The following is a 26,401-nucleotide window of genomic DNA, read 5'->3' as shown; positions in this document are numbered from 1 at the left end:
GATCTACTTCAATAAATCGAGCATTGCTGCTTCGTCAATCACCGGCACGCCTAAATCTTCAGCTTTGGTTAGCTTGCTACCAGCATCTGATCCGGCCACAACATAGTCGGTTTTCTTAGAAACTGATCCAGCCACTTTAGCGCCCGCTTTTTCTAGGAGATCTTTGGCCTCATCCCTTGTCATCGTTGGAAATGTACCAGTTAATACAAAGGTCTTGCCTGCTACCGCTGCACTAATCACCCTTTCCTCTACTGCGAGTTGCATGCCTGATGCTAGGAGCTGCTCAATCACCTCGCGGTTATGGGCCTCTTGCATAAAACTCATAATGGAATCTGCCACGACTGGCCCAACATCTTTCACGGTGAGCAAATCCTCCATACCTGCGTCCATTAATGCATGCATAGATTGGTAATGATTGGCCAAATCCTTTGCGGTGGTCTCGCCAACATGACGAATACCTAGAGCAAAGATAAATCTGGCTAGAGTCGTGTTTCTGGATTGGTTGATTGCCTGAATCAGATTATCAGCGGATTTATCGCCCATACGCTCCAGATTGGCTAGAGCCGTAAATCCTAATTTGTACAGGTCTGCAGGAGTTCTCACTAGATTTTGATCAACCAATTGATCAACAATCTTTTCTCCTAGGCCTTCGATATCGAGCGCTCTTCTGTGGGCAAAGTGAATTAATGCTTGCTTGCGCTGCGCCCCACAAAATAGTCCACCACTACAACGTGCTACTGCCTCATCTGCCAAGCGCTCTATGTGCGAATCACATACTGGACAGTTCGTTGGCATTACAAATTCTGTTGTATTGGCAGGTCTACGATCTTTAATTACCGAAACTACCTCTGGGATCACGTCACCAGCTCTTCGCACAGAAACGGTATCGCCAATACGTACATCCTTACGCTTAACTTCATCCTCGTTATGAAGAGTGGCATTGGTAACGGTGACGCCACCTACCTCTACTGGCGCCAGTCTAGCTACCGGAGTAATTGCCCCTGTGCGGCCTACTTGAACATCAATACCCAAAACAGTGGTAAGCGCTTCTTGTGCCGGGTACTTATGGGCCAATGCAAATCGTGGCGCCCTGGATACAAAACCTAATTTAGCTTGTTCTGCAAATGAATTCACTTTGTAAACGACGCCATCAATATCGTATGGAAGAGAATCCCTCTTTGCGCCAATCTCATTGTAGAAATTAAGAATCTCTTGTACGGAGTTCAGCACTCTTCGCTCTGAGCAAACAGGCAATCCCAGCTCTACATAATCATTCAGTAACTCTTCATGGGTTCTTGGTAGCCATGACTGTGGCTCAAGAGCACCTAAGCCATAAGCAAAGAAAGAGAGTGGTCTTTTGGCGGTGATCTTGGAATCTAATTGGCGCAAGCTACCGGCTGCAGCATTACGGGGATTAGCAAACTCTTTTTCTCCCAGATCTGCTGCCTGTCTATTCATTTTCTCGAAGTCTTTCAGATACATAAAGACCTCACCGCGCACTTCCAATACCTTTGGAATGTTCTTACCAGTCAATTTCAATGGAATAGCACGAATAGTTTTAATGTTGGCGGTAACATCTTCGCCGCTAGCACCATCCCCCCGAGTTGCCGCTGTGACTAGGGAACCATTTTCATAACGCAGCGAGATAGCTAAACCATCAAACTTCAACTCACCGGCATAAGCAACGTGCTCTAGATGTAAGCCTTCACGACAGCGCCGATCAAACGCAACCAGCTCTGACTCTTCAAAAGCATTATTGAGAGAGAGCATCGGTACTTCGTGCGTTACCGAATCAAACTCTTTTAAAGCGGTACCACCCACTCTTTGAGATAAAGACTCTGAAGTAATCCACTCTGGATGTGCCGCCTCAATATCTAATAACTCACGATAAAGGCGGTCATACTCAATATCAGGTAAAAGCGGATTATCAAGTACGTAGTAAGCATGCTCTAAGCGTGCGAGCTCTGCCTGCAAGAATGCGTAACGCTCCGCTAAATTTGTCGGACTGTTGGACGACAAGGCAATTTCCTAGCTAAATAGTCTGCTAGCTGCAGAAGATCCAGCAGCAATACCGGATTTCTCAAGATTGGCATAAAGGACATCGAGATGCTGATGAATACTCACCACTGCAGTCTCACTCAGATTAATTCCATTGTCATCCACTAAGCGGCCATGAGCGGCCTGAGAAATCTCAACACCTTCACTTAGCATTCGTTCGAATGCACGCTGCTCCTGGGAGACTAATGGAACCTCGAGTAATAAAGTGAGTTGTGAAACAGGCGAGTTGGGATCTAAATCGGCACTATTAAAAATGAGTGTCCCATTGCTATAGAACTCATATTGCCTGCCATTGCGAGCCAACTTGAAACCACGTTGACGCATCAGAGCATCAAAATTACCCCACGGGCATGGCTCATCAAATAAAACGTTAATACTTAATTGGATATCGCTATCAGCCGCCATCACATCCAATTCTTTAGCGCTTTCTAGCATCGTGTTCACGCTCGGCATATCAATCTGAGAGCCCAAAGTTTCAGCAAGCGCTTGTGCGCGTGAACAGAAATCTGATAACTCCAGTACTCCAATCGCTCCACGACGACTTGCCAATTGAATTGCTAGCTGCAGCTCGGCATAGGAGGATTCAGGCTTGAGCTCTTCCCAGCTCTCAGCAGCATCTTGGTCTGCATTTAATCCCTCACAAATCCATCGTGCATTGGCCTGTACCTGCGAGTCAGTCCAGTCATTCAGCTCTTCCAAGATCTCTGATCCAGCGATGGCCTCGTCAAATCGAAGAGTAATGACGCAGTCGATACGAGGATCAATGGTAAATTTCTCTGGGGCAGAGCTTGCTATTGAGGCGGCCCCGAAACTTGGCTCAGCTCGCTCCGCATCTGACTCAGTAAAACCTGGTTCACGACGAATACGATCATCGGAAAATTCAACGTGCTCATTTACTTTACGGCGAGCGCGGGCGTATTTAAAATTCAGAATGGCTACTGATATCACAATCAGTAGTCCAATTGCGGCCAAAGCGAATTGCAAATCAGACAAACCTAATGTTGTCATGATTTGTTCTACGTACACTTAGGCAGCCTCCACCATCGATACAGCAGATGCAATATCTACCGCCACAATTCTGGATACACCCTGCTCTTGCATGGTGACGCCAATCAGTTGATGAGCAATTTCCATAGTGATCTTGTTATGAGAGATAAACAAAAATTGTGTCTTATCTGACATTTTGGCAACTAGCTGTGAATAGCGCAAGGTATTTGCGTCATCCAATGGTGCATCCACCTCATCTAGCAAGCAGAATGGTGCCGGATTCAAAAGGAAGAGTGAGAAAACTAAAGCAATTGCTGTCAAAGCTTTCTCACCACCAGAGAGTAGGTAAATAGAGCTATTCTTTTTACCTGGAGGCTGTGCCATTACCTGAACACCAGCATCCAAAATCTCTTCGCCAGTCATGACCAGCTCAGCGTGTCCACCACCAAATAATTCTGGGAAGAGTTTGCCGAAGTGACCATTGACCTGGTCAAAAGTGCCCTGCAATAAATCCCGTGTCTCAGCATCAATCTTGGCAATCGCATCCGTCAAGGTTTGCATTGCTTCATTCAAGTCAGCAGATTGCGCATCCAAGAACTGCTTACGCTCTCTTGAACTGGCTAACTCATCAAGGGCCGCCATGTTCACTGGACCTAAAGATTGAATTTCAGTATTCAAGCGATTCACTTCAGTTTGAAGCGCGCCTACTTTTAAGTCTGGACTGAAATTGGCCTCGAGCGCACTGAGATCAGCCTCTGCATCCGATAACAAAGTTGCAAATTGCTCAAAGTTCAAGCGGGCAGCTTGTTCACGTAATTGCAAATCAACAACCTTATCGCGCATTGGCTGCAAGCCACGCTCAACTTGCATACGAGCCTCATCAGCCTCACGCAATTGATGCAATAAAGCATCTTGTTCTGTACGAGCATTTGCTAGGGCAGCCTCACGCGCACTTCGTGCTAGCAACAAGCCTTGTAATTTATCTTGCGCCTCTTCATCACTCAAAGTAGCTAATTCTTGGGTAGCCAAGTCATGCTTATCCTGAATCTCCATGATCTGAGTACGCGCTGTACTTTGATCACGTTGCAAATCAGCAATGCGTTGCTGTAATGAGCGAGTTGCAAATGCTGCTTCTTGTGCAGCCATCTCGGCAGCACGAAGAGATTCACGTAAACGATCACGCTCTTGCGTAGAGAGCTCTAATTTATCTTGGGCTGCCTGAAGAGACTCTTGAAGCTCCTGCTTAGATTGCTCTGCTTGAGTCAACTCTGCAGCAGACTGCTCTTTATTTGCGCTGAGCTGCGTCATTTGTTGATTCAGCTCTGATAACTCACCCTGAATTTGAGCAGCGCGTTGGCTATATTGCTCTTCAGCCTGGGTAAGCTGCATTCTCTCTACTTCAAAACCATGCGCTTCTTGAACAGCATGTTCAGCATGAATACGCGCTTGCTCTGCTGCCTGGTGCGCAGCTTGATAATTTGCAGAACATTGATCTAGTTCGCCCTGCAACTCACTTTGCATAAGTTTTTGTGCGCGCAATTGCTTTTCAAGACTCTCCATCTCCTGCGCACGAGCCAACATACCGGCTTGCTCAGAGTCTGCAGCATAGAGCTGAACGCTAACGCGACTAACTAGGTGACCCTGTTGGGTTACAAAAGCACCGCCCGCTGGCAATTTCTCGCGACGATGCAAAGCATCCTCTAGGCTGCTAGAAATATAAATATTGTCCAACCACTCTTGCAACACANNGGTGTTGCTGCTCCAGTAATCTTGATTGCATTACGTATGCTTCAAGGTTTAGCTTTGGGCGGTGAGTACGGTGGTGCTGCTACTTACGTTGCAGAACATGCGCCTCATGGTAAGCGTGGTGCCTACACAGCTTGGATTCAAACAACTGCTACTTTAGGTTTGTTCCTTTCCTTGCTCGTGATTTTGTTCACACGTGAATTTACTGGTCCAGACTTTGATGTTTGGGGCTGGCGTGTTCCATTCCTCCTCTCCATCGTATTGTTGGGCGTTTCTGTATACATCCGTTTATCGATGAACGAATCCCCAGCCTTTAAGAAGATGAAGGAAGAAGGCAAACTCTCCAAAGCTCCTTTGACAGAGTCATTCGGTCAATGGAAGAACTTGAAGATTGTTATCTTGGCATTGTTTGGTCTGGTTGCAGGTCAAGCGGTGGTTTGGTACACAGGCCAGTTCTATGCCTTGTTCTACCTGACTCAAGTATTGAAGGTAGATCCTAAGACTGCAAACTTGTTAATTGCTGCTTCATTGGTAATCGGCACACCATTCTTCGTGATTTTCGGTACCTTGTCTGACAAGATTGGCCGTAAGGTCATCATCATGGGTGGTTTGCTAATCGCTATCATTCTGTATATCCCGAACACACCAGTGTCCTTGTTTAACGGCTTGACTCACTTTGCTAACCCAGCGTTAGAAAAAGCGATGGCAACTGCACCAGCAAGTATTACTGCTGATTTGAACGAATGTACTTTCCAGTTCAACCCAACAGGTACTGCGAAGTTCACTAGCTCTTGCGATATTGCAAAGCAGGTGATGGCCTCTAACTCTGCTAGCTACACAACTATCGCCGGCCCTGCTGGTGGAACTGCGGTTGTGAAGATTGGCGATACAGAGATTCAGGGCTACTCTGCTAAGGGTATGGCTCCAGCTGATGCGAAAGCAAAAGACGCTGAGTTCAAGAAAGCAATTCGTGATGCATTGAATGCTGCTGGTTATCCTGCAAAGGCTGATCCTGCTGCGATCAATCACGCTGCAATTTTGGGTATCTTGGTAATTTTGGTGATCTTGGTAACCATGGTTTATGGTCCAATTGCTGCGATGTTGGTTGAGATGTTCCCAACCCGCATTCGTTACACCTCTATGTCCTTGCCATACCACATTGGTAACGGTTGGTTCGGTGGCTTGATGCCAACAATCGCCTTCGCCTTGGTTGCGCAAAACGGTAATATTTACTATGGTCTCTGGTACCCAATCATCATCGCTACGGTGACATTGGTAATCGGTACACTCTTTATTAAAGAAACCAAAGACGTAGATATCTATGCACGTGACTAATTAGATGTAAAGCATCTTTAGTCTGCAGTATCTAAAAGCCCGATCACAAAATGATCGGGCTTTTTTATTCCCACAAATCTTTTTGATTTCGATTGTTTAGCAGCTTTTGATTTTGCTGAGCAATGGAAATATCTCTTGCTCCAGGCGCAACAGTAATCTGTGCTCCGGCAGCCAAGACACCAGTCTTGATGACCCGAAGGTACCAGCCGCTAAAGCCAGATTGCAACATCGCCTTGGAAGCGCCTTTGTAGCGCATAGCAGCGTTGAATTTGAAGCAGGGCTCACGCAATTTGACGACGACAAATTCGAGGTCGCCAATTAACAATTTATCCCCAACAAAGACTTCGGTTTCGAGCAGACCCTCGATCGTAAAGTTCTCGCCAATGGCACCATGCATTAGCGTAGTCGGCTTTTTAGTTTCGCGAGTTAGTAACTCGTTCCAAAAACCGTAGTGTTCTGCTGGATACATATAGATCGCTTTTTCAATACCGCCATGCACATTTAAGTCTGCTTGCTCGTCACCCCGCACCCCAAGAGCGGTAATTTCAACTGGACTTGGGTTTTGCAAATTGCTCACGCTCTTTTTGTGAATTGCTGACGCAACGGTTTTGTAATCGGGATGGTGATTACCAAGGAGGGGTAATACCTTGCCACTAGAAATTGATAGAAGACGCATAAGTAAAAATGCCTGATAAGATCAAACGATAAATTAAAGAGAGTAAATGATGCACCTATATAGGGTAGTTACCATCATATTTTTTAGCGTATTCCTGAGTCAAGGGGCTCACGCTAAATGGGATGAAGAGCGCGATGTCACTACGAACGGTAAAGATGAGTTAGTTTATTACTTCAAGACCAATGAGCAGGGGCAGAAATTGGTTTTAGATAAATATGTAAAGCGTCTGATTTTTATCCGCTCTGATCGCTTTTATAAACGCTCTATTCGACAAATCAGGATCGATGGGGTGGCTGTAGATGTTACAAGCGACCCCTTCTCACGACACCCTGAGCAAACGGCGATTATTTTTGACAATAAGGATGAGATTCTCAAGAAACTGTTTTTGGCTAAGAAAATTGAACTGGATGTGCGTTATGGCCGAGAACAAGAGGTAAGTACTTTTCTGGTGAAATAAATTTGTTAAAAGGAGTGAAACAATGTCAGATCACAATAATGATGTGCTAAGTCGGCGAAATGCTATCAAGCTAGGCGTTGCCTCACTGTCCTCCGCGGGCTTGGTTGCTGGAGTTCAGGCGCATAAGACTGATGACGTAGTGAAGACCCCATTTGTTGTAGCGCAAACCTTCATACCGATTGCAGGTGGCAATGCTGAATTTCCTGTGCGCCGTATTTACTGCATTGGCAGAAATTATGCAGCGCACGCTCGCGAGATGGGATCTGATCCTACGCGTGAGCCACCATTCTTTTTTCAAAAGCCAACGGATGCTATTCAGTTTGTAGCACCCAACAAGATAGTGGACCATCCTTATCCAACGCTGACTAAAAATTATCATTACGAAGTTGAGTTAGTGGCAGCATTAAAAACTGGTGGGAAAAATATTTCCCCGCAAAATGCACTGGACCATGTTTATGGCTATGCCTTAGGTCTTGATATGACGCGTCGTGATTTGCAGCGCTTTATGGGTGATCAAAAAAAGCCATGGGAAATTGGAAAATCTTTTGATCACTCTGCACCTATTGGTCCAATCTTTCCTGTTGCGCAAGTGGGCCACTTTACGAAGGGCGCCATCTCACTCTCCGTGAACGGAGTGGTAAAGCAAAAAGCGAATTTGGATCAGATGATTTGGTCTGTAGCGGAACAAATCGCCAAACTATCAGAAGCCAACGAACTATTCCCTGGAGACATCATTTACTCCGGAACGCCAGAGAATGTGGGGCCAGTTGTGCGAGGGGATGTAGTTCGTTGCAGCATCGATAATTTGCCTGATTTAGTCATTAAGATCGTCTGATTCACGGTATTGCGAGATCTCAAGTCGGCAAATTGAGCATTTGGAGCAAATAAGCTAAAATCTCAGATTCGGCGAATTAGCTCAGCTGGTTAGAGCGACGGAATCATAATCCGCAGGTCCGGGGTTCAAATCCCTGATTCGCCACCAAATCTAAAGGCCATTGCCCACCAGCAGTGGCCTTTTTTCTTAAGCTGGCTAGAATTGTCTTATGGCTAAATTTTGGAACTTTGTCTTTTTTCAAGTAGGCTGGTTTGCTTGCATTTTGGGCGCCGCTTATCAGCATGAGCTCTGGGCGGTAATCGGAACCCTGGCCTATATTGCTATTCACATCTGGCGCTCCCAAACCCCAAAGCTAGAGTTAAGCTTGCTGCTAAAGGTTCTGTCTTTTGGGATCTTGACCGATAGCCTTCTGATGTATTCAGGGTTCCTCGACTTTAAGGGCACATGGCCCTCTCCTTATCTATCGCCAGCATGGATGTGGGCGCTCTGGCTTTTGGTGGCTAGCACCCTCAATAGCTCCCTGTCTTGGCTAAATGGTAAGCCTGTACTAGGAATAGTTTTAGGAGCAATTAGCGGTCCCTTATCTTACGAGGCTGGTATTCGAATGGGGGCGGCAAACTGGGGTTCTGGGTCTCATATCCTTGGTTTGGGCCTCATTAGCCTAGTCTGGGCGGTAGCAATGCCTCTCTTTTTCTACTGGCTTAGACCTGTAGCCAATCCTAGCCTAGTAAAAAATACGTAAATTCCTTTAAAAAGTCGCTTGCAAATACTACTGTTTTTATATACAGTAACTTCTAAGTTGTGAAACAGTAGATAAAACTTCGGGAAAAAGCCCAATACAAAGCGAAAAGGAATTAAAAATGGCCTTGGATGACAAAAGAAAATCAGCCTCCTCAGAATTTGAGGGAATGAGTGGAGACAAACAAAAAGCACTAACAGCAGCCTTAGCACAAATTGAAAAACAATTTGGCAAGGGCTCGATCATGAGATTGGGCGATGCTGAAATCAGTCAAGATATTCAGGTGGTATCAAGCGGCTCACTCGGTCTTGATATTGCGCTTGGAGTTGGTGGACTGGCACGTGGTCGCGTGATTGAGATTTACGGACCAGAATCTTCTGGCAAAACAACATTAACTTTGCATGCGATTGCAGAAATGCAAAAGCTTGGTGGTACTTGTGCGTTCATCGATGCTGAGCATGCATTAGATGTTCAGTACGCATCACGCCTTGGTGTGGATGTAAATAATTTATTGATCTCTCAGCCAGATACAGGTGAGCAAGCTTTAGAAATTGCCGATGCTTTAGTGCGCTCAGGCTCAATTGATTTAATTGTCATTGACTCAGTAGCAGCTTTAGTTCCTAAGGCTGAGATTGAAGGCGATATGGGCGATTCATTACCAGGTTTACAAGCTCGTCTCATGAGTCAAGCTCTACGTAAGTTGACCGGCGCAATTAAGCGTACCAATACAACTGTGATTTTCATTAACCAAATTCGCATGAAGATTGGTGTGATGTTTGGTTCCCCTGAGACCACTACTGGCGGTAATGCATTGAAGTTCTATGCTTCTATGCGCTTGGATATTCGCCGCATCGGCAGTATTAAAAAGGGTGATGAAGTGGTTGGCAATGAAACCCGCGTGAAGGTAGTTAAGAACAAGGTTTCGCCACCATTCCGTGAGGCGATCTTTGACATCATGTATGGCGCTGGTATTTCAAGAGAAGGCGAAATTATTGATATGGGCGTTGAGGCCGACCTTGTTGAAAAATCAGGTTCTTGGTATAGCTATAACGGTGATCGTATTGGTCAAGGCAAAGATAATGTGCGTGACTTCTTAAAAGAGAATCCAGCGATCGCTAAAGATATCGAAGCCAAGATTCGTGAGAAGTTAGGTGTTAAATCTGGTTCAGCAGTAGTCACTGATGTGCTGAGCGAAGAAGAGGAAGTCGAATAGTTCGATGTCAGAGCTAGACAGTAAAAGCAAAGAAAGAACTAAACAAAGCCCGAGTCTCAAAGCTCGGGCTTTGCGTCTTTTGTCGCTCCGAGAATATAGTCGCAAAGGTTTAGCTGCAAAACTTGCGGAGTCAGAAGCAAGGTGGGCAAAGCTAGGTGGAGATCAAGCTCAAGAGGCGTCAGACACTAGGCGCTTAAGTATTGAGGCCGTGCTGGATGATTTTGAGGCTAGGGGCTGGCTCTCGGACGAGCGTTTTGCTGAGGCATTAGTGCGCAGGCGCAGTGAACGTTATGGAATGAGAAAAATTCAGGGTGAGCTAGAGAGGGCTGGAGTAGATTCCAAGCAATCTGCCAAACTTCTGGAAGGGCTCAAGGAAACGGAATATCAACGTGCTTATGAGCTCTGGACTCGAAAGTATGGTGTAGCCGCTCCAGATCAGAAGGAACGAGCAAGGCAATACCGCTTCTTGGCCTCTAAGGGTTTTAGTTCTGAAGTCGTGGCAAGAGTGATTGGCGGCCAGCGGCCCGATTAGGGCAATTACGGATCGGAAATAGACAATTGCGGCGTTGCAGCATGATAGACTTACGGGGTCGGTCAAGCCGTTCGCATTTATTCAAATTTAGCTAATTTAGCTATATCTCGGGTAAGTATGGGATGAAGGCAACATCGGTTTAATTAATCCTCATTGCTTGCTAAAAAAGATACCGTTTCGGAGTAATTATGAAAATTCACGAGTACCAAGGCAAAGAACTGCTTCGCCAATTTAATGTGCCTGTTCCAAACGGCATCCCTGCGTTTAGTGTTGATGAGGCAGTGAAAGCTGCTGAAAAACTAGGCGGCCCAGTATGGGTTGTTAAGGCACAAATTCATGCAGGTGGACGCGGCAAAGGTGGCGGCGTAAAGTTGGCAAGAAGCATGGACGATGTGAAGAAATACGCTTCTGAAATTTTGGGCATGCAGCTCAAGACTCATCAAACAGGACCAGAAGGTCAAAAAGTCAATCGCCTCTTAATTGAAGATGGCGCAGATATCAAAAAAGAGTATTACTTCAGCATCGTTACAGACCGTGGCACACAAAAGAATGTGATCATGGCTTCTAGCGAAGGTGGTATGGATATTGAAGAGGTTGCTGAATCTCATCCAGAAAAAATTATCAAAGTATTTGTTGATCCATTAATTGGTTTGACAGATGCTGATTGCGACACTATTGCTAAAGGTATTGGTGTGCCTGAAGCCTCTATTCCAATGGCGCGGGACGTATTTAAGAACTTGTATAAAACGTATTGGGATACTGATGCTTCATTAGTCGAGATCAACCCATTGATTCTTGAAGGTAATGGCAAGATCAAGGCTTTGGATGCGAAGTTCAACTTTGATCCAAACGCACTGTTCCGTCATCCGGAGATCGTTGCTTACCGTGATATCGATGAAGAAGATGCGGCTGAGATTGAGGCTTCTAAGTTTGATCTTGCCTACATCTCTTTAGATGGCAATATTGGTTGTTTAGTCAATGGCGCTGGTTTAGCTATGGCAACCATGGATACCATCAAGCTATTCGGTGGTGAGCCAGCAAACTTCTTGGACGTTGGCGGTGGTGCGACAGCAGAAAAAGTGACTGAAGCATTTAAGATCATGCTCAAGAATAAGAGCGTTGAAGCAATTTTGGTTAACATCTTCGGCGGCATCATGCGTTGTGACGTGATCGCTGATGGTGTAGTTACAGCATGTAAAGCGGTAAACCTCACGGTACCTTTGGTTGTGCGTATGAAGGGCACAAACGAAGATCTGGGCAAGAAGATTCTTGCTGACTCTGGTTTGCCAATTATCAGCGCCGATTCAATGGCTGAAGCTGCTACTAAGGTAGTCGCTGCTGTTGCCAAAAACAAATAATCCAGGAATTCCAATATGTCTATTTTGATCAATAAAAACACCAAAGTCATTACACAAGGTATTACTGGTAAGACGGGTCAGTTCCATACTGAAAAGTGTCAAGAATACGCAAACGGCAAAAATTGTTTTGTTGCTGGTGTGAATCCTAAAAAAGCCGGCGAGTCTATTTTTAACATTCCAATTTATGCGACTGTTAAAGAAGCCGCTGCCCAAACTGGCGCCACAACTTCTGTAATTTATGTTCCTCCTCCAGGTGCTGCTGCAGCGATTTGGGAAGCAGTTGAAGCTGACCTCGATTTTGTGATCTGTATCACTGAAGGCATCCCTGTGCGTGACATGCTTGAAGTGCGCAATAAGATGCATGCTAAAGAAGCTGCTGGCGGCAAGAAAACCTTATTACTTGGCCCTAACTGCCCCGGTATCATCACTCCTGATGAAATTAAGATTGGCATCATGCCTGGTCATATTCATAAGAAGGGTCGTATTGGTGTTGTGAGCCGTTCAGGTACCTTGACCTATGAAGCAGTTGGTCAGTTGACATCGGTTGGCTTGGGTCAATCTACTGCGGTTGGTATTGGTGGCGACCCAATCAATGGCTTGAAGCACATCGATATCATGAGAATGTTCAACGAAGATCCAGAAACGGATGCAGTCATCATGATTGGTGAAATCGGCGGGCCAGATGAGGCTGAAGCTGCTCGCTGGTGCAAGGACAATATGAAAAAGCCAGTAGTTGGCTTCATTGCTGGTGTTACAGCGCCCCCTGGAAAACGTATGGGCCACGCCGGCGCATTGATTTCTGGCGGAGCGGATACTGCTGATGCCAAGCTTGCTGTTATGGAAGAATGTGGCTTCAAAGTAACAAAGAACCCATCAGAAATGGCAGCTTTATTGAAAGCCATGTTGTAATAGCGACAAGTCAAAAGATACTGCTATAGCAATAGTGTTTGGCAGTATCTTTTTTGCAGTAATTTGTAGTTAAAAAAAGTAGTTAAAACATAAAAAACGTAGGGAGACAAAATGGATTTTGCAGCTTTTTCTGATGCCACCTTCTGGGCGGCACTTCTATCAATCATCGTAGCTAATATTTTGTTATCGGGCGATAACGCAGTTGTGATTGCATTAGCATCACGCAACCTGCCGCCTGAGCAGCAAAAGAAGGCCATTTTCTGGGGTAGTGCTGCTGCAATTATTTTGCGCGTAGTGCTCACTATTACTGCAGTTGCCTTACTCACATTGCCATATCTCAAAATTGTTGGCGGCTTATTACTTCTCTATATTGGTATTCAGTTGTTATCTGATAGCGGTGGTGAAGAGCATATGGAAGCTAAAACTAGCATCTGGGCAGCGATTCGTACGATCTTGATTGCTGACTTAGTGATGAGTTTGGACAACGTCTTGGCTGTGGCTGCTGCGGCACAAAAAGGTCCAGAAGAAACTCGTCTCTTGCTCTTGATTATCGGCTTAGCAATGTCTATTCCTTTGATCATTTTTGGTAGCGCAATGCTATTAAAAGTGATGGAGCGTTTCCCGATCATTATTACTTTGGGCGCAGGCTTACTGGGCTTGCTGGCAGGTGGTATGTTGGTGGATGATCCTGCGATTAAAGACAGCATTCAAGAGGCTTTGGGTGATGCAAAATTAGCCTTTGAGGTCATCGGTGTTGCCATTGTTATTTTGGTAGGTACGTATATGAAAAAACGCAATTCTGGAAAACAAGCGCATTAATCCGACTTCAAATAAATCAGAAAAGCCGGCCTCTAAAGCCGGCTTTTTTAACGCCTAGATTTCTTGTGCAGAACAGGTATAGACTGGATGATGAGGCATTTCACCTCAGGAGCAAGAAGATATGCAAAGTAGAAATCAGGAGTCGGGATTTACATTAATCGAAGTGATGGTGGTGGTTGCCATCATTGGTATTTTGGTGGCCGTTGCAGTACCTCAGTATCAGGATTACATTGCCCGTAGTCGGGTTGTTGAGGGGATGAATTTATCGTCCAGTGCAAAGCTTGCAGTAACAGAGGCATTTGCAAGTCGTGGCACTGTAGCCATGGATGAGGCTACCAGCGGTTCATTTACCTTTGGGCCTACCCGTAGTGTGAAGTTGATCGAAATTACTCCATCAGGAGCCATCGCTATTGACTATCAAGTAAGCGTTGCGCCAGAAGGTAAAAACACACTACATCTCATTCCAACAAATAATCCAGACACAAATGTGCCGAAGCCCATTGACCTATCAAAAGCAGAGGGTGCAACTTGGGCGGGTGGTTGGTCTTGTAGATCCACGGAAACAAATCTACTCCCCCAACTCCTACCATCTGAGTGCAGAATTAATAAGTAAAGATTTAAGCAAGAAGCTAGCTCAACTAATTGGTCACTCTAGAGCGGCCAATTTTAAAGAGCCCTCCACTCCCCGCTCTTGCCACCACTCTTCTCTAAGAGTTTCACATCACCCATCACCATGCCACGGTCTACTGCTTTGCACATATCGTAGATTGTAAGGAGGGCAACCTGAACTGCGGTGAGGGCTTCCATTTCGACGCCAGTAGGGCCTGTAGTTTCGGCTTTTACTTGGCAAGTAATGCTGTTGTCATTTGCGTTGATTTGAAACTCCAGACTAACGTGGGTTAGCGCAAGGGGATGGCAAAGTGGAATAAGATCCGAGGTCTTTTTTGATGCCTGAATGCCAGCAATTCTGGCGATACCCAATACATCTCCCTTTTTGTGACTTCCCGCTTCAACCATCTTGAAAGTATCGGGAAGCATGCTGATCTTGCCTGTGGCAATAGCGATTCTTTGGGTAGAGGCTTTATCACCCACGTTTACCATATGGGCTTGGCCACTTTCATCAAAATGAGTTAGTTTGTTCATGGGATAAGTTTTACCATATAGACATGCAGGATATAAAGTTCCATAGAAAAACCTCATTTTGGCAGCGTCTTTTAGCTATTCAATTAGCGCTAGCTTTGTCATGCTGGGGCGTTGTACCTGCTTATGCCGCAGCACCTGTTGGTGATGTTTCTGTGGATGGTAATTCTGCGGCTGTCCAAAATATCGGTCGAGCGATGCAGTCTCCAGAGGCTCAGTCCTCCAAGTTGCCGGCTCGCAACACCCTAAAGGTACAGCCTAATATTATCTTGCCCGATATGGGTGATCCTGGAGGGGACTCTCTTAGCCGAATTGACGAACGAAAATATGGCGAAATGATCATGCGTCAAATTCGTCCTGACCCTGATTTTTCTAATGACCTACCGATCTATGATTTTTTAAATGCGATGGAGCGTCGTTTATTGCAGGCTGCTAAACAATTGCAGCTTGGCGGCGCCAATGAGCAAGGTAGTGGCGCTTATAACTTTGAAGTATTCGCAGTCAAAGACAGTAGCATCAATGCGTTTGCTTTGCCCGGCGGCTTCATTGGATTTCATACGGGTTTGCTGGTGAGTGCAGAAACAGATTCAGAAGTGGCCTCAGTCATGGGTCATGAAACTGGGCACGTATTACAACGTCACCTCGCACGCCAAATGGATAAGCAATCTACCAACACGATGATTGCTATTGCGGGTATGGTGCTTGGGGCATTGGCGATGTCTCGTAACCCTTCGGCCGCCGCAGGTTTGATGCAGGGCGGACAGGCAATGGCCATCGATAATCAACTTTCTTATTCTAGAGATGCTGAGCGTGAGGCAGATCGTGTCGGCTTTCAGATTTTGGAGGCTAGTGGATACGATGTCAACGGTGCCCCAGGCTTCTTTCAGCGCTTACAAAGAGCAACTGGCGTGATGGATAAAGGCGTTCCAGCTTACGTACGAACCCACCCCTTAACAACCGATCGCATTGCTGATATGCAAGATCGAGCAAGACGGGTTGCTACGCGTAATGTTCCGACAGCAGTAGAGTTTTATTTCATTAAAGCAAGAGCTCGTATGGAGCAGTCGGGCACTTCTAGCGGTATGTACGATCTTAAAAATACCTTTGAAAGCTTGAGTAAGCAATCTCAAGCTGGTAAACAAATGGAGGGCTTTTATGGTTTAGCTCTTATTGCACAACGTCAGGGTAAGATAGATCAGGTAGAAGGATATTTGCAGCAAGCCCGTAATTTAGCCCAGGCCTCTAGTGCCCCAGGTTCACCGATTCAACGGCAAAGCTTATCCTTGGACATCACTGCATCTGAATTGGTTTTGGCTAAAGGTAAGGGTGAAGAAGCTTTGCAGATTGCACAAGCCACCTTGCGAGCTTATCCCCAGTCCTATGCCGCTGGAGCAGCCATGATTAATGCCAATTTAGCGCTTGGTCGAACCAATGAGGCAATTACCTGGCTCAAAGCACGGACTCGAATTCAGCCAAATGAGATTGTCTGGTGGAGTTTGTTATCAAAAGCTTACGATCAGGCTAAGAATGTGCCAATGCGTCATTTTGCACTTGGAGAAAAATATGCGCTTGAAGGAGCTTGGCCATCAGCCATTGAACAATTAAAGATTGCTCGTTCAGCAGGTGGCTCTGACTACTATCAAGGCTCTAGTATTGATGCTCGCTTACGAGAAATGCAAAGACAATATCAAGATGAGCTCAAGGAGCAGGGCAAAATTCCGGGCTAGAGCTGGATATCGCTTGGCTTTGTAATGAAATCAAAACGATCGGCAAGCTCTTCCGAATGGATTGGATCTAAAGGTAATTGTTTGTCTTGCCAAAGCCATGATCCACCAAAACTACAAGCTTCTTCATGCAGTGTCGCCAGCCGAGAAAAATGATCTAAGTCGTGATCATGTAAAAGTGCTACGGTTTGACAATCTTCTGTAGAAAACTGCCCTGCATTTTTCTCTTTGTAAGTGAGTTGTTTCAGTTTTCCAAGGATGTAGATATTTCCGCTCTCATCACTGAAGGCGCCACTTGCTTCTATTGCAGTATTGCATTGTGTGAGCAGCTCCAAGCCACTGTTGCTTGGTGTGATGCGGACAACCCAGGGTGTAGCATCGAGTGTGACAAATACACGTTGCGGACCATTCTGGAAAAAGTACCTTCCTAAGCTATCGCAGGCATAGTTTCTGGAGATAAATTCATTTAAAGCTATATGAGTAATTACTTGGCCAGGCAATTTATTTTGCTGCGCGAATTCATCACGCATGCGCCACTGTCCTCGTCGATCTAAGGCAAGCCAACCAAAGCAATCCGGTACATTAGGCCACTTGATGAGCGACCGTAATACTTGCTCATCCATTTTGATTTTTAATGCAGGCCGTGAGGGGTGGAGGGTGCGTCAAAAGTATCTTCGGTAGAGCGGCTGGCGTGCAGGTGTGCGATGCGCCAGCCTTGACTGTCTTGTAAGAGCACGAGAGTGATGTTTAAGAAAAACTCGGCTTCTACCTGATCGGCTCTGAGATGGACTGCTTCAGTGGTATCGTAAATAGCAGCCCCTGGAATGGAGTGACTAATACAGGCAATCGGCTCTAAAAATAATGGCTGCTTAGATAAAAGTCTCTCTAAGCCTTTACGAATTTCTGCATGACCACTTAGACGATGACCTTCCGGCAGCACGCAAGTAATGGAGTCATCATCAAGCCAGATATCTAATGCACTTTTGACATCGCGATGGCGCAATGCATCTCGCCAGGCGTCTACAACTTCATCAGCATTGTGAAAGAGTCTTGCAAGTTTGGTCATCACTTACTTTTCCGAGTCATTATTTCAATGTATTGAGTGTAGCTAAAACTTGTTCCGGCAGTATGTCTTTTAGGCACCGCAAGTGACCTAATGGACACTCTCGTTTATGGCATGGGCTGCAAGGCATATTCAGCCAAATAACCCGAGCCCTATCGGATAAAGGGGGCGTATGGGCAGGGTCACTAGAGCCAAAGATGGCAATCTGGGGGGTATTGAGCGCGGCTGCAATATGCATCAAGCCTGAATCGTTGCTGATCACTGCTTTGCTCATACCAATCAGGGCGATTGCCTCATCTAAGGAAGTATTGCCACACCAGTTATGAATATTGCTGTTCAGTTGTGCCTGGGAGGTAATTTCTTGGCCAAGGACATGATCACTTTTGCTGCCCAAAAGTACTATCTGAATATTTGGATTTTCGGCGATGAGCTTTTGTGCGAGTATCGCGAAGTGCTCAGTAGGCCAACGTTTCGTGGGCCCGTATTCCGCGCCTGGGCACATTACATAAATTAAGTCACTACTGATGTTGGCGCTTTGTAATTTATTTTGAACAGACTGTTTTGCTGAGCTGGAAACGTTGAGCTTAGGAGCTAACTGAGTCAATGGAAGCGATTCGCTATCTTTGAGAAGTTCGCTGAGCGCCGAGTAGTGCTCTACCATTGGGGGACGGTTAATTTTGCTTGGATTATCTAGTGCTAGATTAATGAGCGCAAAACGCAATTCTCCGCGATAGCCAATTCGAAAAGGGATATTGGCAAGCCAAGGAATAAGTGCAGACTTGAAGCTATTCGGCAACACAAAACAGGCTTGATAATTTTTAGCTTTAATCTCTCTAGCTAATTGCTTGCGTAAGTCCCATTGCAGTTTGCGGTGCTCAAATTTTACTTCAGTTACTTGATGCACTTCTGCGCAGGCACGATAGATCGGAGCCACCCAACTACTGGCAAGTACATCAATTTTGGAGCCTGGATAAAGAACTTTGAGATTGGCCAGCAAGGGCTGAGTGGTTACCGCATCCCCAATCCAGTTAGGGGCGATGATCAGAATACTGTGCATGTGTTGTATCCCGACTCAGCGCCTCTTGAAGAGGCGCTGATAGGGCTTAATGTCCGTGGGGCTCAGTGCCAGGAATCAATTTGTAATCAGCGCCACAGTATGGGCACTTGGCTTCACCAGTTTTGGTGATGTCCAAAAAAACTCGTGGGTGCGAGTTCCAGGCTGGAGTTTGATTGGTGGGGCAATGCAATGGTAAGTCTTTGCCATTCACCATAACAACTTGAGCTTGAGTCATATTTCTATTCCTGATTACTTAACGTAGGTGAGCCAAGATTTGTATTGATCATTTCTGCCATATACCGCATCAAAATACGTTTTCTGAATTTGCTCAGTAATCGGACCACGCTTGCCATCCCCAATAGAGCGATCATCTAATTCGCGAATTGGAGTTACTTCAGCTGCGGTGCCAGTGAAGAAGGCTTCATCTGCAGAATAAACTTCATCACGTGTCAATCGTTTTTCACGAACTTCATAGCCAAGATCCTTGGCAATTTGAATGACAGAATCACGAGTGATGCCGTCTAAGCAGGACGCTAAGTCAGGCGTATACACAATACCATTACGAATCATGAACAGGTTCTCGCCAGAACCCTCGGATACATAACCCTCGGTATCTAGCAATAGCGCTTCGTCATATCCATTGGCGGTTACTTCCTGATTGGCCAAAATAGAGTTGATGTAATAGCCAGAGGCTTTAGCGCGAACGAGTGAAGAATTTACAAAGTGGCGAGTAAATGACGAAGTCTTTACGCGAATACCTTTATTCAGACCATCCTCACCTAAATAAGCACCCCATTCCCAGGCAGCAATCGCAGTATGAATACTATTGCCTTTAGGGGAGATGCCAAGCTTTTGGGAGCCGATGAAAATGATTGGGCGGATATAGCAAGCCTCGAGCTTATTGCTATTAACCACTTCAATAATTGCCTTGGTAATCACCTCTTGGCTGTAAGGCATATTCATTTGGAAAATCTTGGTGCCATTGAAGAGGCGCTTTACGTGCTCTGGGAGGCGGAAAATAGCTGTGCCTTGGGGGGTTTTGTAGGCGCGAATGCCTTCAAAAACGCCCATGCCGTAGTGCAAACTATGGGTTAGGACATGAATATTGGCCTCACGCCAGGGAATAAGCTTCCCATCGGACCAAATAAAGCCATCGCGGTCAGACATCGACATTTTCTCTACCTTTTTGTATCTGGTTAATCGGGTCGCCGAGGGAGGGTTTATGGCCCCAGACCCAAAATGCGTCCAAGCCCCTATTGTAGAGCAGGCAGGCCCTTACGTGGCTTAGATCCTTCGGGGTAGTTGGGCTAGACGATTTAGAATGGAGTATTCCCCTTAAACCACCTCATTTGCCCAATCTCATGCCGGAATCCTTATTTCAAGTTAAACGTCTAAGTGAATTAGCTCAATCAGGCCAATTGAAGGGAAAGCGGGTTCTGATTCGTGCCGATCTCAATGTGCCTCAGGATGAGGCTGGCAATATTACTGAAGACACTCGTATTCGGGCTTCGATGCCTGCGGTGCAGATGTGTCTAGATGCTGGCGCTGCTGTGATGGTGACTTCGCACCTTGGTCGTCCAACTGAAGGCCAATTTAAATCTGAAGATAGCTTGGCTCCAGTAGCTGACCGCATTGCTAATTTGCTTCATCGCAAAGTTCCACTCATCAGCAATTGGGTAGATGGCGGATTTGAAGTTAATCCAGGTGAAATAGTTCTTCTAGAAAACTGTCGCCTTAATGTGGGCGAGAAAAAGAATAATGATGAGTTAGCAAAAAAGATTGCTGCTCTATGTGATGTATATGTGAACGATGCATTTGGTACTGCGCATCGTGCTGAGGCAACTACTCATGGTGTTGCAAAGTTTGCGCCAGTTGCTTGCGCCGGCCCTTTGATGGCTGCTGAGTTAGATGCATTGAGTCGTGCACTTGCAAGTCCAAAGCGTCCATTGGTGGCAATTGTTGCTGGCTCTAAGGTTTCTTCTAAGCTTACTATTTTGAAAGCGCTCTCTGAAAAAGTCGATGAGTTAATCGTTGGCGGCGGCATTGCTAATACTTTCATGCTTGCCAAAGGTTTACCAATTGGCAAATCGCTTGCCGAGCCAGATTTAGTAAATGAGGCTAGAGAAATTATGGATCTGATGGAAAAGCGTGGTGCACACGTTCCTATTCCTGAAGATGTTGTGGTTGCTAATGAGCTCTCCCCCTTGGCGCGTGCAAACCGGGTAGCCTCAGACCAGGTGGCGGAAGATGACATGATTTTGGACATTGGCCCCAAGACTGCCGCGCGCCTTTCCACAATGCTTGCACATGCTGGCACGATTGTGTGGAATGGCCCATTGGGCGTATTTGAAATTGATCAATTTGGCGGTGGCACGAAAATGCTGGCCGCAGCCATTGCGCATTCACCCGCGTTCTCAATTGCAGGTGGTGGCGATACATTGGCAGCAATTGCTAAATACGGTATTGAAAATCAAGTGGATTACATCTCAACTGGTGGAGGCGCTTTCTTGGAATTCCTCGAGGGTAAAACTTTGCCAGCCTTTGCGGTACTTGCTGAAAGAGCGAAAGGGTAAATATGTTACGAGCTACAAAAATTATTGCAACACTGGGACCTGCATCTGAGAAGCCTGAAGTATTGCGCGAGATGATTCGCGCAGGCGTTGATGTCGTACGCATGAACTTCTCGCACGGTACAGTCGCAGACCACAAGGCACGTCATGATTTGGTGAGGAGCATATCTGCCGAGGTGGGTAAAGAGGTTGGCATCATGGCTGACCTGCAAGGACCCAAAATACGTGTAGGTAAATTTGTAGAGAGCAAAATTCTTCTCAAAGAAGGTGAAAAATTTATTCTGGATGTTGCTTGTGAGCTTGGTGATCAAGGCCGTGTAGGACTCGATTACAAAGAGTTGCCTAGTGATGTGAAGCCTGGTGATCGCCTCTTGTTAAATGATGGCTTAGTTGTTCTTCGGGTTGAGAGTGTCAAGGGCGGTGAAATTTTTACACTCGTTGAGCAGGGCGGCCCACTCTCGAATAACAAGGGTATTAATCGTGCTGGCGGTGGCTTGACTGCACCCGCCCTCACCGAAAAAGACATTTCTGATTTGGATGCTGCAATCGCCATGGGTGTTGATTTCTTGGCGATTAGTTTTCCAAAAGATGGTGCTGATATGGCATATGCCCGAAAACTGGCTGATGCTGCTAGTGCTAAATATGGCGTTGGTAAGGTAAGAACCATCGCTAAAGTTGAGCGCGCGGAAGCAATTGAGCCTGAAGCGCTCAAAAGCATCATTGCTCAAAGTGACGGCATTATGGTTGCTCGTGGCGACCTTGCAATTGAGGTTGGAAATGCCGCAGTGCCAGCATTACAAAAACGGATGATTGCTTGGGCTCGTGAGGCAGATAAATTTACGATTACTGCAACGCAAATGATGGAGTCCATGATCAATGCTCCAGTGCCTACCCGCGCTGAAGTCAGTGACGTAGCGAATGCCGTATTGGATGGTACAGATGCAGTAATGCTTTCAGCGGAATCTGCAGCAGGCTCCTATCCAGTGCAAACGATTAAAGCGATGGCAGAAATTTGTGTTGAGGCCGAGAAATCAGATCCTGTGAAATTAGACACAGACTTTTTAGATCAAACCTTTGCCCGCATTGATCAAACGATTGCTTTGGGCGCTTTATTTACTGCGCATCATTTGCATGCAAATGCTATTGCCGCTCTCACGGACTCTGGATCAACTGCAATTTGGATGAGTCGCCATAACATTCATGTGCCTATCTTTGCTTTAACTTCAAAGATTGCGACCCAAAGAGCATTGAGTACCTACCGTAATGTCACGCCGATTGGTTTGGATTACACCAAGGACCGGGATACTGCCTTGCAGGAAGTAGAAGCTTGTTTGAAAAAGGCTGGCGCCGTTAAAAAGGGCGACGCTGTGGTATTGACATCAGGTGAGCCAATGGGTGAACCCGGCGGCACCAATAATCTCAAAATTATTCACGTGAAGTAATTTGTACATCGATTAACTATTTATCTATATCTATTAAGAGAACACCATGGCTTTAGTATCTTTACGACAACTCTTGGATCATGCGGCTGAAAATGGTTATGGCTTGCCAGCATTTAATGTCAATAACTTAGAGCAGGTGACTGCGATTATGGAAGCAGCCAATGAGGCTGACTCCCCAGTCATCATGCAGGCATCAGCAGGTGCACGAAAATATGCTGGTGAAGCCTTCTTACGTCATTTAATTTCTGCAGCAGTGGAAGCCTATCCTCATATTCCAGTGGTGATGCATCAAGATCATGGCCAAAGCCCAGCGGTCTGTATGGCAGCAATTAAGAGTGGCTTTACCAGTGTCATGATGGACGGCTCGCTCGAGGCTGACGGTAAAACAGTTGCAAGCTACGAGTACAACATCGATGTTTCTAAGGAGGTCGTGAAGTTTTCTCATTCAATTGGGGTTACTGTAGAAGCCGAGCTTGGCGTATTGGGCTCTTTAGAGACGATGCAGGGTGACAAGGAAGATGGTCATGGCGCTGATGGCAAGATGACACGTGAGCAGTTATTAACAGACGTAGAGCAAGCTGCTGACTTTGTAAAAGCTACTCAGTGCGATGCTTTGGCAATCGCGATTGGTACAAGTCATGGTGCATACAAGTTCACCAAAAAGCCAACCGGTGATATTTTAGCAATCGATCGTATTAAAGAAATCCATACACGTATCCCGAATACACATTTGGTAATGCACGGCTCCTCAAGTGTTCCACAAGAACTGCTTGCTGAGATTCGTCAATTCGGTGGTGATATGAAAGAGACTTATGGCGTGCCAGTGGAGGAAATTCAAGAGGGCATTAAGAATGGTGTTCGTAAGATCAATATTGATACCGATATTCGTTTAGCAATGACTGGCGCAATTCGTCGCTATTTCATTGAGAACCCAAGTAAGTTTGACCCGCGTGATTATCTGAAACCAGCACGTGAGGCAGCCAAGAAGGTCTGTATTGCGCGCTTTCAGGCCTTTGGGTCTGCTGGGCAAGCATCCAAAATCAAACCTATTCCCTTGGAAAAAATGGCTGAACTTTATAAGAGCGGCAAACTAACTCAGATCGTGAAGTGAATTAAATATGCCCTCTTTGTACGCCACCTCCATAAAGTCTTTGCCTTTGCTATCTAAAGGTAAGGTGCGTGATGTCTATGCCTTAGGCGATGACAAACTTTTGATGATTACTACCGATCGCTTGTCTGCATTTGATGTCGTGATGGGTGAACCCATTCCAGAGAAGGGTGTTGTGCTGAACCAAATGGCTAATTTTTGGTTTGATAAGTTAGCTGAAGTAATTCCTAATCACTTGACTGGAATTGATCCAGCCACAGTAGTTGCACCTGATGAGGTTTCTCAAGTGAGAGGTCGCGCAGTCGTTGCTAAGCGCTTAAAGCCTATTTTGGTAGAGGCAGTTGTGCGTGGCTATTTAGCTGGGAGCGGCTGGAAAGACTATCAAGATACAGGTAAGGTTTGCGGAATTTCATTGCCAGCTGGTCTTGAGAACGCCCAAAAATTACCTGAACCTATTTTTACTCCCGCTGCTAAGGCTGAGTTTGGTCAGCATGATGAAAATATTTCTTTTGAGAAGGTGGTGGAGTTGATTGGTGAGAAATTAGCTAATCAAATTCGTGAAGTCAGTATTCGCCTCTATCAACAAGCTTCTGAATATGCCGCTACCCGCGGAATCATCATTGCCGATACCAAGTTTGAGTTTGGTTTGGATGATGCCGGTCAATTGGTTTTGATGGATGAGATTCTCACTGCAGATTCTTCCCGCTTCTGGCCAGCAGAAACCTATTATGTCGGCTCAAACCCACCCTCATATGACAAGCAATTTGTGCGTGATTGGTTAGAAACTGCTCAAGTAAATGGCAAGTTATGGCCTAAGACCGCTCCTGCACCCCAATTACCTGCTGAGGTAATTAAAAAGACCGCTGAAAAGTACCGTGAAGCCCTGAATCGTCTAACTCAGGGATAATAGAGTCCTTAGACAATATTTAGGGCATGTGGAGAGGCAAATGAGTAAGAAGCCAATAGTCGGAATCGTGATGGGCTCCAATTCAGATTGGGACACCATGCAGCATGCCGCTCAAATGCTCGAGCAGTTCGGCATTGCTCACGAGGCTAAAGTACTTTCCGCGCATCGTATGCCTGATGACATGTTCCAGTATGCAGAAAATGCTCAATCAAATGGTTTGCAAGCCATCATTGCTGGTGCAGGTGGTGCAGCTCACTTGCCAGGTATGCTGGCCTCAAAAACAATTGTTCCGGTATATGGTGTTCCAGTGGCAAGTAAATATTTACGCGGTGAAGACTCGTTGTATTCAATTGTGCAAATGCCAAAAGGTATTCCGGTTGCTACTTTTGCAATTGGTGAAGCTGGCGCAGCCAATGCTGCTCTGCATGTGATTGCAGGCCTTGCCTTGCATGATGTAGATCTTGCTAAGCGTCTTGGGGAGTTTCGTGCCAAGCAGTCTGATACTGCACGCTCCATGAATTTGCCGGGATATTAATTACATGGCAGATCGTATGGAGCCCATTTTGCCGGGTTCATATTTAGGAATATTAGGTGGCGGTCAATTAGGTCGCATGTTCACCCAGGCTGCCCAAGCTATGGGATATAAAGTGTGCGTTTTAGATCCTGGATCGGATAGCCCCGCTGGCTCAATTGCAGAAAAATTTATTCAAGCTGATTACATTGACTCTGCTGCCTTAAAAGAAATGGCAGCTTTATGTTCATCAGTCAGTACTGAGTTTGAGAATGTTCCCGCACAGGCTTTAGATGAGCTTGAAGCTTTGGGTGTTTTTGTGGCGCCGCGCAGTAGTTGTGTCTCGCTAGCGCAAAATCGCATTGCTGAGAAAAAATTCTTAGCTACTTGGAAGTCTGAAACTAATATTGGCCCTGCGCCTTATTTTGTGATCGAGCATGATGCTGATATTGCTCATGTTCCGGTAGATCTCTTTCCCGGAATTTTAAAGACCGCCCGCATGGGCTATGACGGTAAAGGTCAGGTCACAGTTTATAGTCCGTCAGAATTGACTACTGCCTGGAATGAATTGGGGCGCGTGTCCTGTGTTCTAGAAAAGCGTATGGAACTCGATTTTGAGGTTTCTGCTTTGGTGGTACGAGGGCATGATGATGCGGTTGTGGCTTATCCTGTGTCGCAAAACATCCATCGTGACGGAATTTTGCATACCTCTACCGTACCGGCTCCATCGCTAAAGCCTGCTCAAGAGAAAAAGATTGTTGATGCAGCAAAGGCGCTGATTCGTAAGATCGAATATGTTGGTGTTCTTTGCGTTGAGTTTTTTGTACTCAAGAATGGTGATATCGTTGCGAACGAAATTGCCCCTCGTCCTCATAACTCTGGCCACTACACCATGGATGCTTGTGTGACTGGTCAATTTGAGCAGCAAGTCAGAGCGATGGCACGTCTACCTTTGGGTGATACGCGCCAATTAGCGCCAGTTTCCATGCTCAATTTACTGGGCGATCTCTGGTTTGAAGGTAGCGAAGATAAAGCTAAAGAACCTGCTTGGAATAAAGTTCTTGCTCATCCAGACGCAAAGCTACATCTCTACGGTAAATCAGCTCCACGGATTGGCAGAAAGATGGGTCACATTAATTGTCTAGGTGAAGCATTAAATGAAGCTCGCCAAAATTGCTCTGCTGTAGCAATTGAATTAGGTATCGAGCCCTAGAA

The 26,401-nt window shown here is 45.9% G+C and carries 26 protein-coding genes, 1 tRNA gene and 1 pseudogene; 18 read left to right on the top strand and 10 right to left on the bottom strand.

Annotation, left to right across the window (positions count from 1 at the left end; all coding sequences use genetic code 11):
* Nucleotides 1–3: 3 nt before the first annotated feature.
* Genes ligA through B6A14_RS05855 form a run of 3 tightly spaced genes read right to left on the bottom strand, consistent with a single transcriptional unit; the run spans nucleotide 4 to nucleotide 4,791 of the window.
* Nucleotides 4–2,019, bottom strand: coding sequence for an NAD-dependent DNA ligase LigA (gene ligA / locus B6A14_RS05865; protein WP_087909519.1), 2,016 nt, complete (start codon nucleotides 2,017–2,019; stop codon nucleotides 4–6).
* Between the two features lie 9 nt (nucleotides 2,020–2,028).
* A complete protein-coding gene (locus tag B6A14_RS05860) occupies nucleotides 2,029–3,066 on the bottom strand; it encodes a cell division protein ZipA C-terminal FtsZ-binding domain-containing protein (protein WP_087910291.1) in 1,038 nt (345 codons plus the stop codon).
* An 18-nt stretch (nucleotides 3,067–3,084) separates the two neighbouring features.
* Complete coding sequence (locus B6A14_RS05855; protein WP_236635673.1) at nucleotides 3,085–4,791, bottom strand: coiled-coil domain-containing protein; 1,707 nt, start codon at nucleotides 4,789–4,791, stop codon at nucleotides 3,085–3,087.
* 3 nt (nucleotides 4,792–4,794) lie between these two features.
* Here B6A14_RS05855 and B6A14_RS05850 point away from each other — a divergent pair.
* Nucleotides 4,795–6,126: pseudogene (locus B6A14_RS05850) on the top strand (MFS transporter); the annotation flags it as partial.
* 64 nt (nucleotides 6,127–6,190) lie between these two features.
* Here B6A14_RS05850 and B6A14_RS05845 read toward each other — a convergent pair.
* Nucleotides 6,191–6,802 (bottom strand): MOSC domain-containing protein, encoded by a 612-nt coding sequence (locus B6A14_RS05845; RefSeq protein ID WP_087909518.1) that lies wholly within the window; start codon nucleotides 6,800–6,802, stop codon nucleotides 6,191–6,193.
* 46 nt (nucleotides 6,803–6,848) lie between these two features.
* Between B6A14_RS05845 and B6A14_RS05840 the strand changes: the two genes are divergently transcribed.
* From B6A14_RS05840 to B6A14_RS05795, 10 genes are all read left to right on the top strand, one after another.
* Nucleotides 6,849–7,259 carry a hypothetical protein gene (locus B6A14_RS05840; RefSeq protein ID WP_087909517.1) on the top strand — a complete coding sequence of 137 codons (411 nt, stop codon included), beginning with the start codon at nucleotides 6,849–6,851 and terminating at the stop codon, nucleotides 7,257–7,259.
* A gap of 22 nt (nucleotides 7,260–7,281) precedes the next feature.
* Nucleotides 7,282–8,094: a fumarylacetoacetate hydrolase family protein gene (locus B6A14_RS05835; protein WP_087909516.1), complete on the top strand. Its 813-nt coding sequence runs from the start codon at nucleotides 7,282–7,284 to the stop codon at nucleotides 8,092–8,094.
* Between the two features lie 70 nt (nucleotides 8,095–8,164).
* Nucleotides 8,165–8,241, top strand: a tRNA-Met gene (locus B6A14_RS05830).
* 61 nt (nucleotides 8,242–8,302) lie between these two features.
* Nucleotides 8,303–8,836: a DUF2878 domain-containing protein gene (locus B6A14_RS05825; RefSeq protein ID WP_087909515.1), complete on the top strand. Its 534-nt coding sequence runs from the start codon at nucleotides 8,303–8,305 to the stop codon at nucleotides 8,834–8,836.
* 118 nt (nucleotides 8,837–8,954) lie between these two features.
* A complete protein-coding gene (gene recA, locus B6A14_RS05820; protein ID WP_087909514.1) occupies nucleotides 8,955–10,046 on the top strand; it encodes a recombinase RecA in 1,092 nt (363 codons plus the stop codon).
* Between the two features lie 4 nt (nucleotides 10,047–10,050).
* Complete coding sequence (gene recX, locus B6A14_RS05815; protein WP_087909513.1) at nucleotides 10,051–10,578, top strand: recombination regulator RecX; 528 nt, start codon at nucleotides 10,051–10,053, stop codon at nucleotides 10,576–10,578.
* A gap of 188 nt (nucleotides 10,579–10,766) precedes the next feature.
* Nucleotides 10,767–11,936: an ADP-forming succinate--CoA ligase subunit beta gene (gene sucC, locus B6A14_RS05810; protein ID WP_087909512.1), complete on the top strand. Its 1,170-nt coding sequence runs from the start codon at nucleotides 10,767–10,769 to the stop codon at nucleotides 11,934–11,936.
* A 15-nt stretch (nucleotides 11,937–11,951) separates the two neighbouring features.
* Complete coding sequence (gene sucD / locus B6A14_RS05805) at nucleotides 11,952–12,845, top strand: succinate--CoA ligase subunit alpha (RefSeq protein WP_087909511.1); 894 nt, start codon at nucleotides 11,952–11,954, stop codon at nucleotides 12,843–12,845.
* Between the two features lie 111 nt (nucleotides 12,846–12,956).
* Nucleotides 12,957–13,664 carry a TerC family protein gene (locus B6A14_RS05800; RefSeq protein ID WP_087909510.1) on the top strand — a complete coding sequence of 236 codons (708 nt, stop codon included), beginning with the start codon at nucleotides 12,957–12,959 and terminating at the stop codon, nucleotides 13,662–13,664.
* A gap of 121 nt (nucleotides 13,665–13,785) precedes the next feature.
* Nucleotides 13,786–14,277, top strand: a complete 492-nt coding sequence (locus B6A14_RS05795; protein WP_087909509.1) for a pilin — start codon at nucleotides 13,786–13,788, stop codon at nucleotides 14,275–14,277.
* 53 nt (nucleotides 14,278–14,330) lie between these two features.
* Here B6A14_RS05795 and moaC read toward each other — a convergent pair whose 3' ends face one another.
* Nucleotides 14,331–14,807 carry a cyclic pyranopterin monophosphate synthase MoaC gene (gene moaC, locus B6A14_RS05790; protein WP_087910290.1) on the bottom strand — a complete coding sequence of 159 codons (477 nt, stop codon included), beginning with the start codon at nucleotides 14,805–14,807 and terminating at the stop codon, nucleotides 14,331–14,333.
* A gap of 23 nt (nucleotides 14,808–14,830) precedes the next feature.
* Here moaC and B6A14_RS05785 point away from each other — a divergent pair, with 23 nt between their 5' ends.
* The gene (locus B6A14_RS05785; RefSeq protein WP_087909508.1) at nucleotides 14,831–16,531 is read left to right on the top strand and encodes a M48 family metalloprotease; all 1,701 of its coding nucleotides are present in this window, start codon (nucleotides 14,831–14,833) and stop codon (nucleotides 16,529–16,531) included.
* On the opposite strand, the gene B6A14_RS05780 is transcribed toward B6A14_RS05785, so the two are convergent.
* The 5 genes from B6A14_RS05780 to B6A14_RS05760 are packed head-to-tail and all read right to left on the bottom strand — an operon-like array spanning nucleotide 16,528 to nucleotide 19,821.
* On the bottom strand, nucleotides 16,528–17,151 hold the full coding sequence (locus tag B6A14_RS05780; RefSeq protein ID WP_087909507.1) for a DUF2946 family protein: 624 nt from the start codon (nucleotides 17,149–17,151) through the stop codon (nucleotides 16,528–16,530). The genes B6A14_RS05785 and B6A14_RS05780 overlap by 4 nt on opposite strands.
* Nucleotides 17,152–17,159: 8 nt before the next feature.
* A complete protein-coding gene (locus B6A14_RS05775) occupies nucleotides 17,160–17,594 on the bottom strand; it encodes a YybH family protein (protein ID WP_087909506.1) in 435 nt (144 codons plus the stop codon).
* Between the two features lie 19 nt (nucleotides 17,595–17,613).
* Nucleotides 17,614–18,648 (bottom strand): lipopolysaccharide heptosyltransferase II, encoded by a 1,035-nt coding sequence (gene waaF, locus B6A14_RS05770; protein ID WP_087909505.1) that lies wholly within the window; start codon nucleotides 18,646–18,648, stop codon nucleotides 17,614–17,616.
* 46 nt (nucleotides 18,649–18,694) lie between these two features.
* The gene (locus B6A14_RS05765) at nucleotides 18,695–18,883 is read right to left on the bottom strand and encodes a zinc-finger domain-containing protein (protein ID WP_087909504.1); all 189 of its coding nucleotides are present in this window, start codon (nucleotides 18,881–18,883) and stop codon (nucleotides 18,695–18,697) included.
* Nucleotides 18,884–18,897: 14 nt separating this feature from the next.
* Nucleotides 18,898–19,821 carry a branched-chain amino acid transaminase gene (locus B6A14_RS05760; protein WP_087909503.1) on the bottom strand — a complete coding sequence of 308 codons (924 nt, stop codon included), beginning with the start codon at nucleotides 19,819–19,821 and terminating at the stop codon, nucleotides 18,898–18,900.
* 188 nt (nucleotides 19,822–20,009) lie between these two features.
* On the opposite strand from B6A14_RS05760, the gene B6A14_RS05755 reads away from it, so the two are divergent.
* From B6A14_RS05755 to B6A14_RS05730, 6 genes are read left to right on the top strand one after another with little or no spacing between them, the layout of a single operon-like run.
* Nucleotides 20,010–21,221: a phosphoglycerate kinase gene (locus B6A14_RS05755; RefSeq protein ID WP_087909502.1), complete on the top strand. Its 1,212-nt coding sequence runs from the start codon at nucleotides 20,010–20,012 to the stop codon at nucleotides 21,219–21,221.
* Nucleotides 21,222–21,223: 2 nt separating this feature from the next.
* The gene (pyk, locus tag B6A14_RS05750) at nucleotides 21,224–22,660 is read left to right on the top strand and encodes a pyruvate kinase (RefSeq protein WP_087909501.1); all 1,437 of its coding nucleotides are present in this window, start codon (nucleotides 21,224–21,226) and stop codon (nucleotides 22,658–22,660) included.
* Nucleotides 22,661–22,706: 46 nt separating this feature from the next.
* The gene (gene fba, locus B6A14_RS05745; RefSeq protein ID WP_087909500.1) at nucleotides 22,707–23,771 is read left to right on the top strand and encodes a class II fructose-bisphosphate aldolase; all 1,065 of its coding nucleotides are present in this window, start codon (nucleotides 22,707–22,709) and stop codon (nucleotides 23,769–23,771) included.
* Between the two features lie 7 nt (nucleotides 23,772–23,778).
* Nucleotides 23,779–24,675, top strand: a complete 897-nt coding sequence (locus tag B6A14_RS05740; RefSeq protein ID WP_087909499.1) for a phosphoribosylaminoimidazolesuccinocarboxamide synthase — start codon at nucleotides 23,779–23,781, stop codon at nucleotides 24,673–24,675.
* Nucleotides 24,676–24,715: 40 nt separating this feature from the next.
* Nucleotides 24,716–25,210: a 5-(carboxyamino)imidazole ribonucleotide mutase gene (gene purE / locus B6A14_RS05735; RefSeq protein ID WP_087909498.1), complete on the top strand. Its 495-nt coding sequence runs from the start codon at nucleotides 24,716–24,718 to the stop codon at nucleotides 25,208–25,210.
* Nucleotides 25,211–25,214: 4 nt separating this feature from the next.
* Nucleotides 25,215–26,399, top strand: a complete 1,185-nt coding sequence (locus B6A14_RS05730) for a 5-(carboxyamino)imidazole ribonucleotide synthase (RefSeq protein WP_087909497.1) — start codon at nucleotides 25,215–25,217, stop codon at nucleotides 26,397–26,399.
* Nucleotides 26,400–26,401 lie beyond the last annotated feature (2 nt).

The sequence above is a fragment of the Polynucleobacter hirudinilacicola genome (assembly GCF_002192535.1).
Classification (GTDB): domain Bacteria; phylum Pseudomonadota; class Gammaproteobacteria; order Burkholderiales; family Burkholderiaceae; genus Polynucleobacter; species Polynucleobacter hirudinilacicola.
Note: the sequence above shows the minus strand (reverse complement) of the source record. Positions and strands in the feature narration are given on the sequence as shown.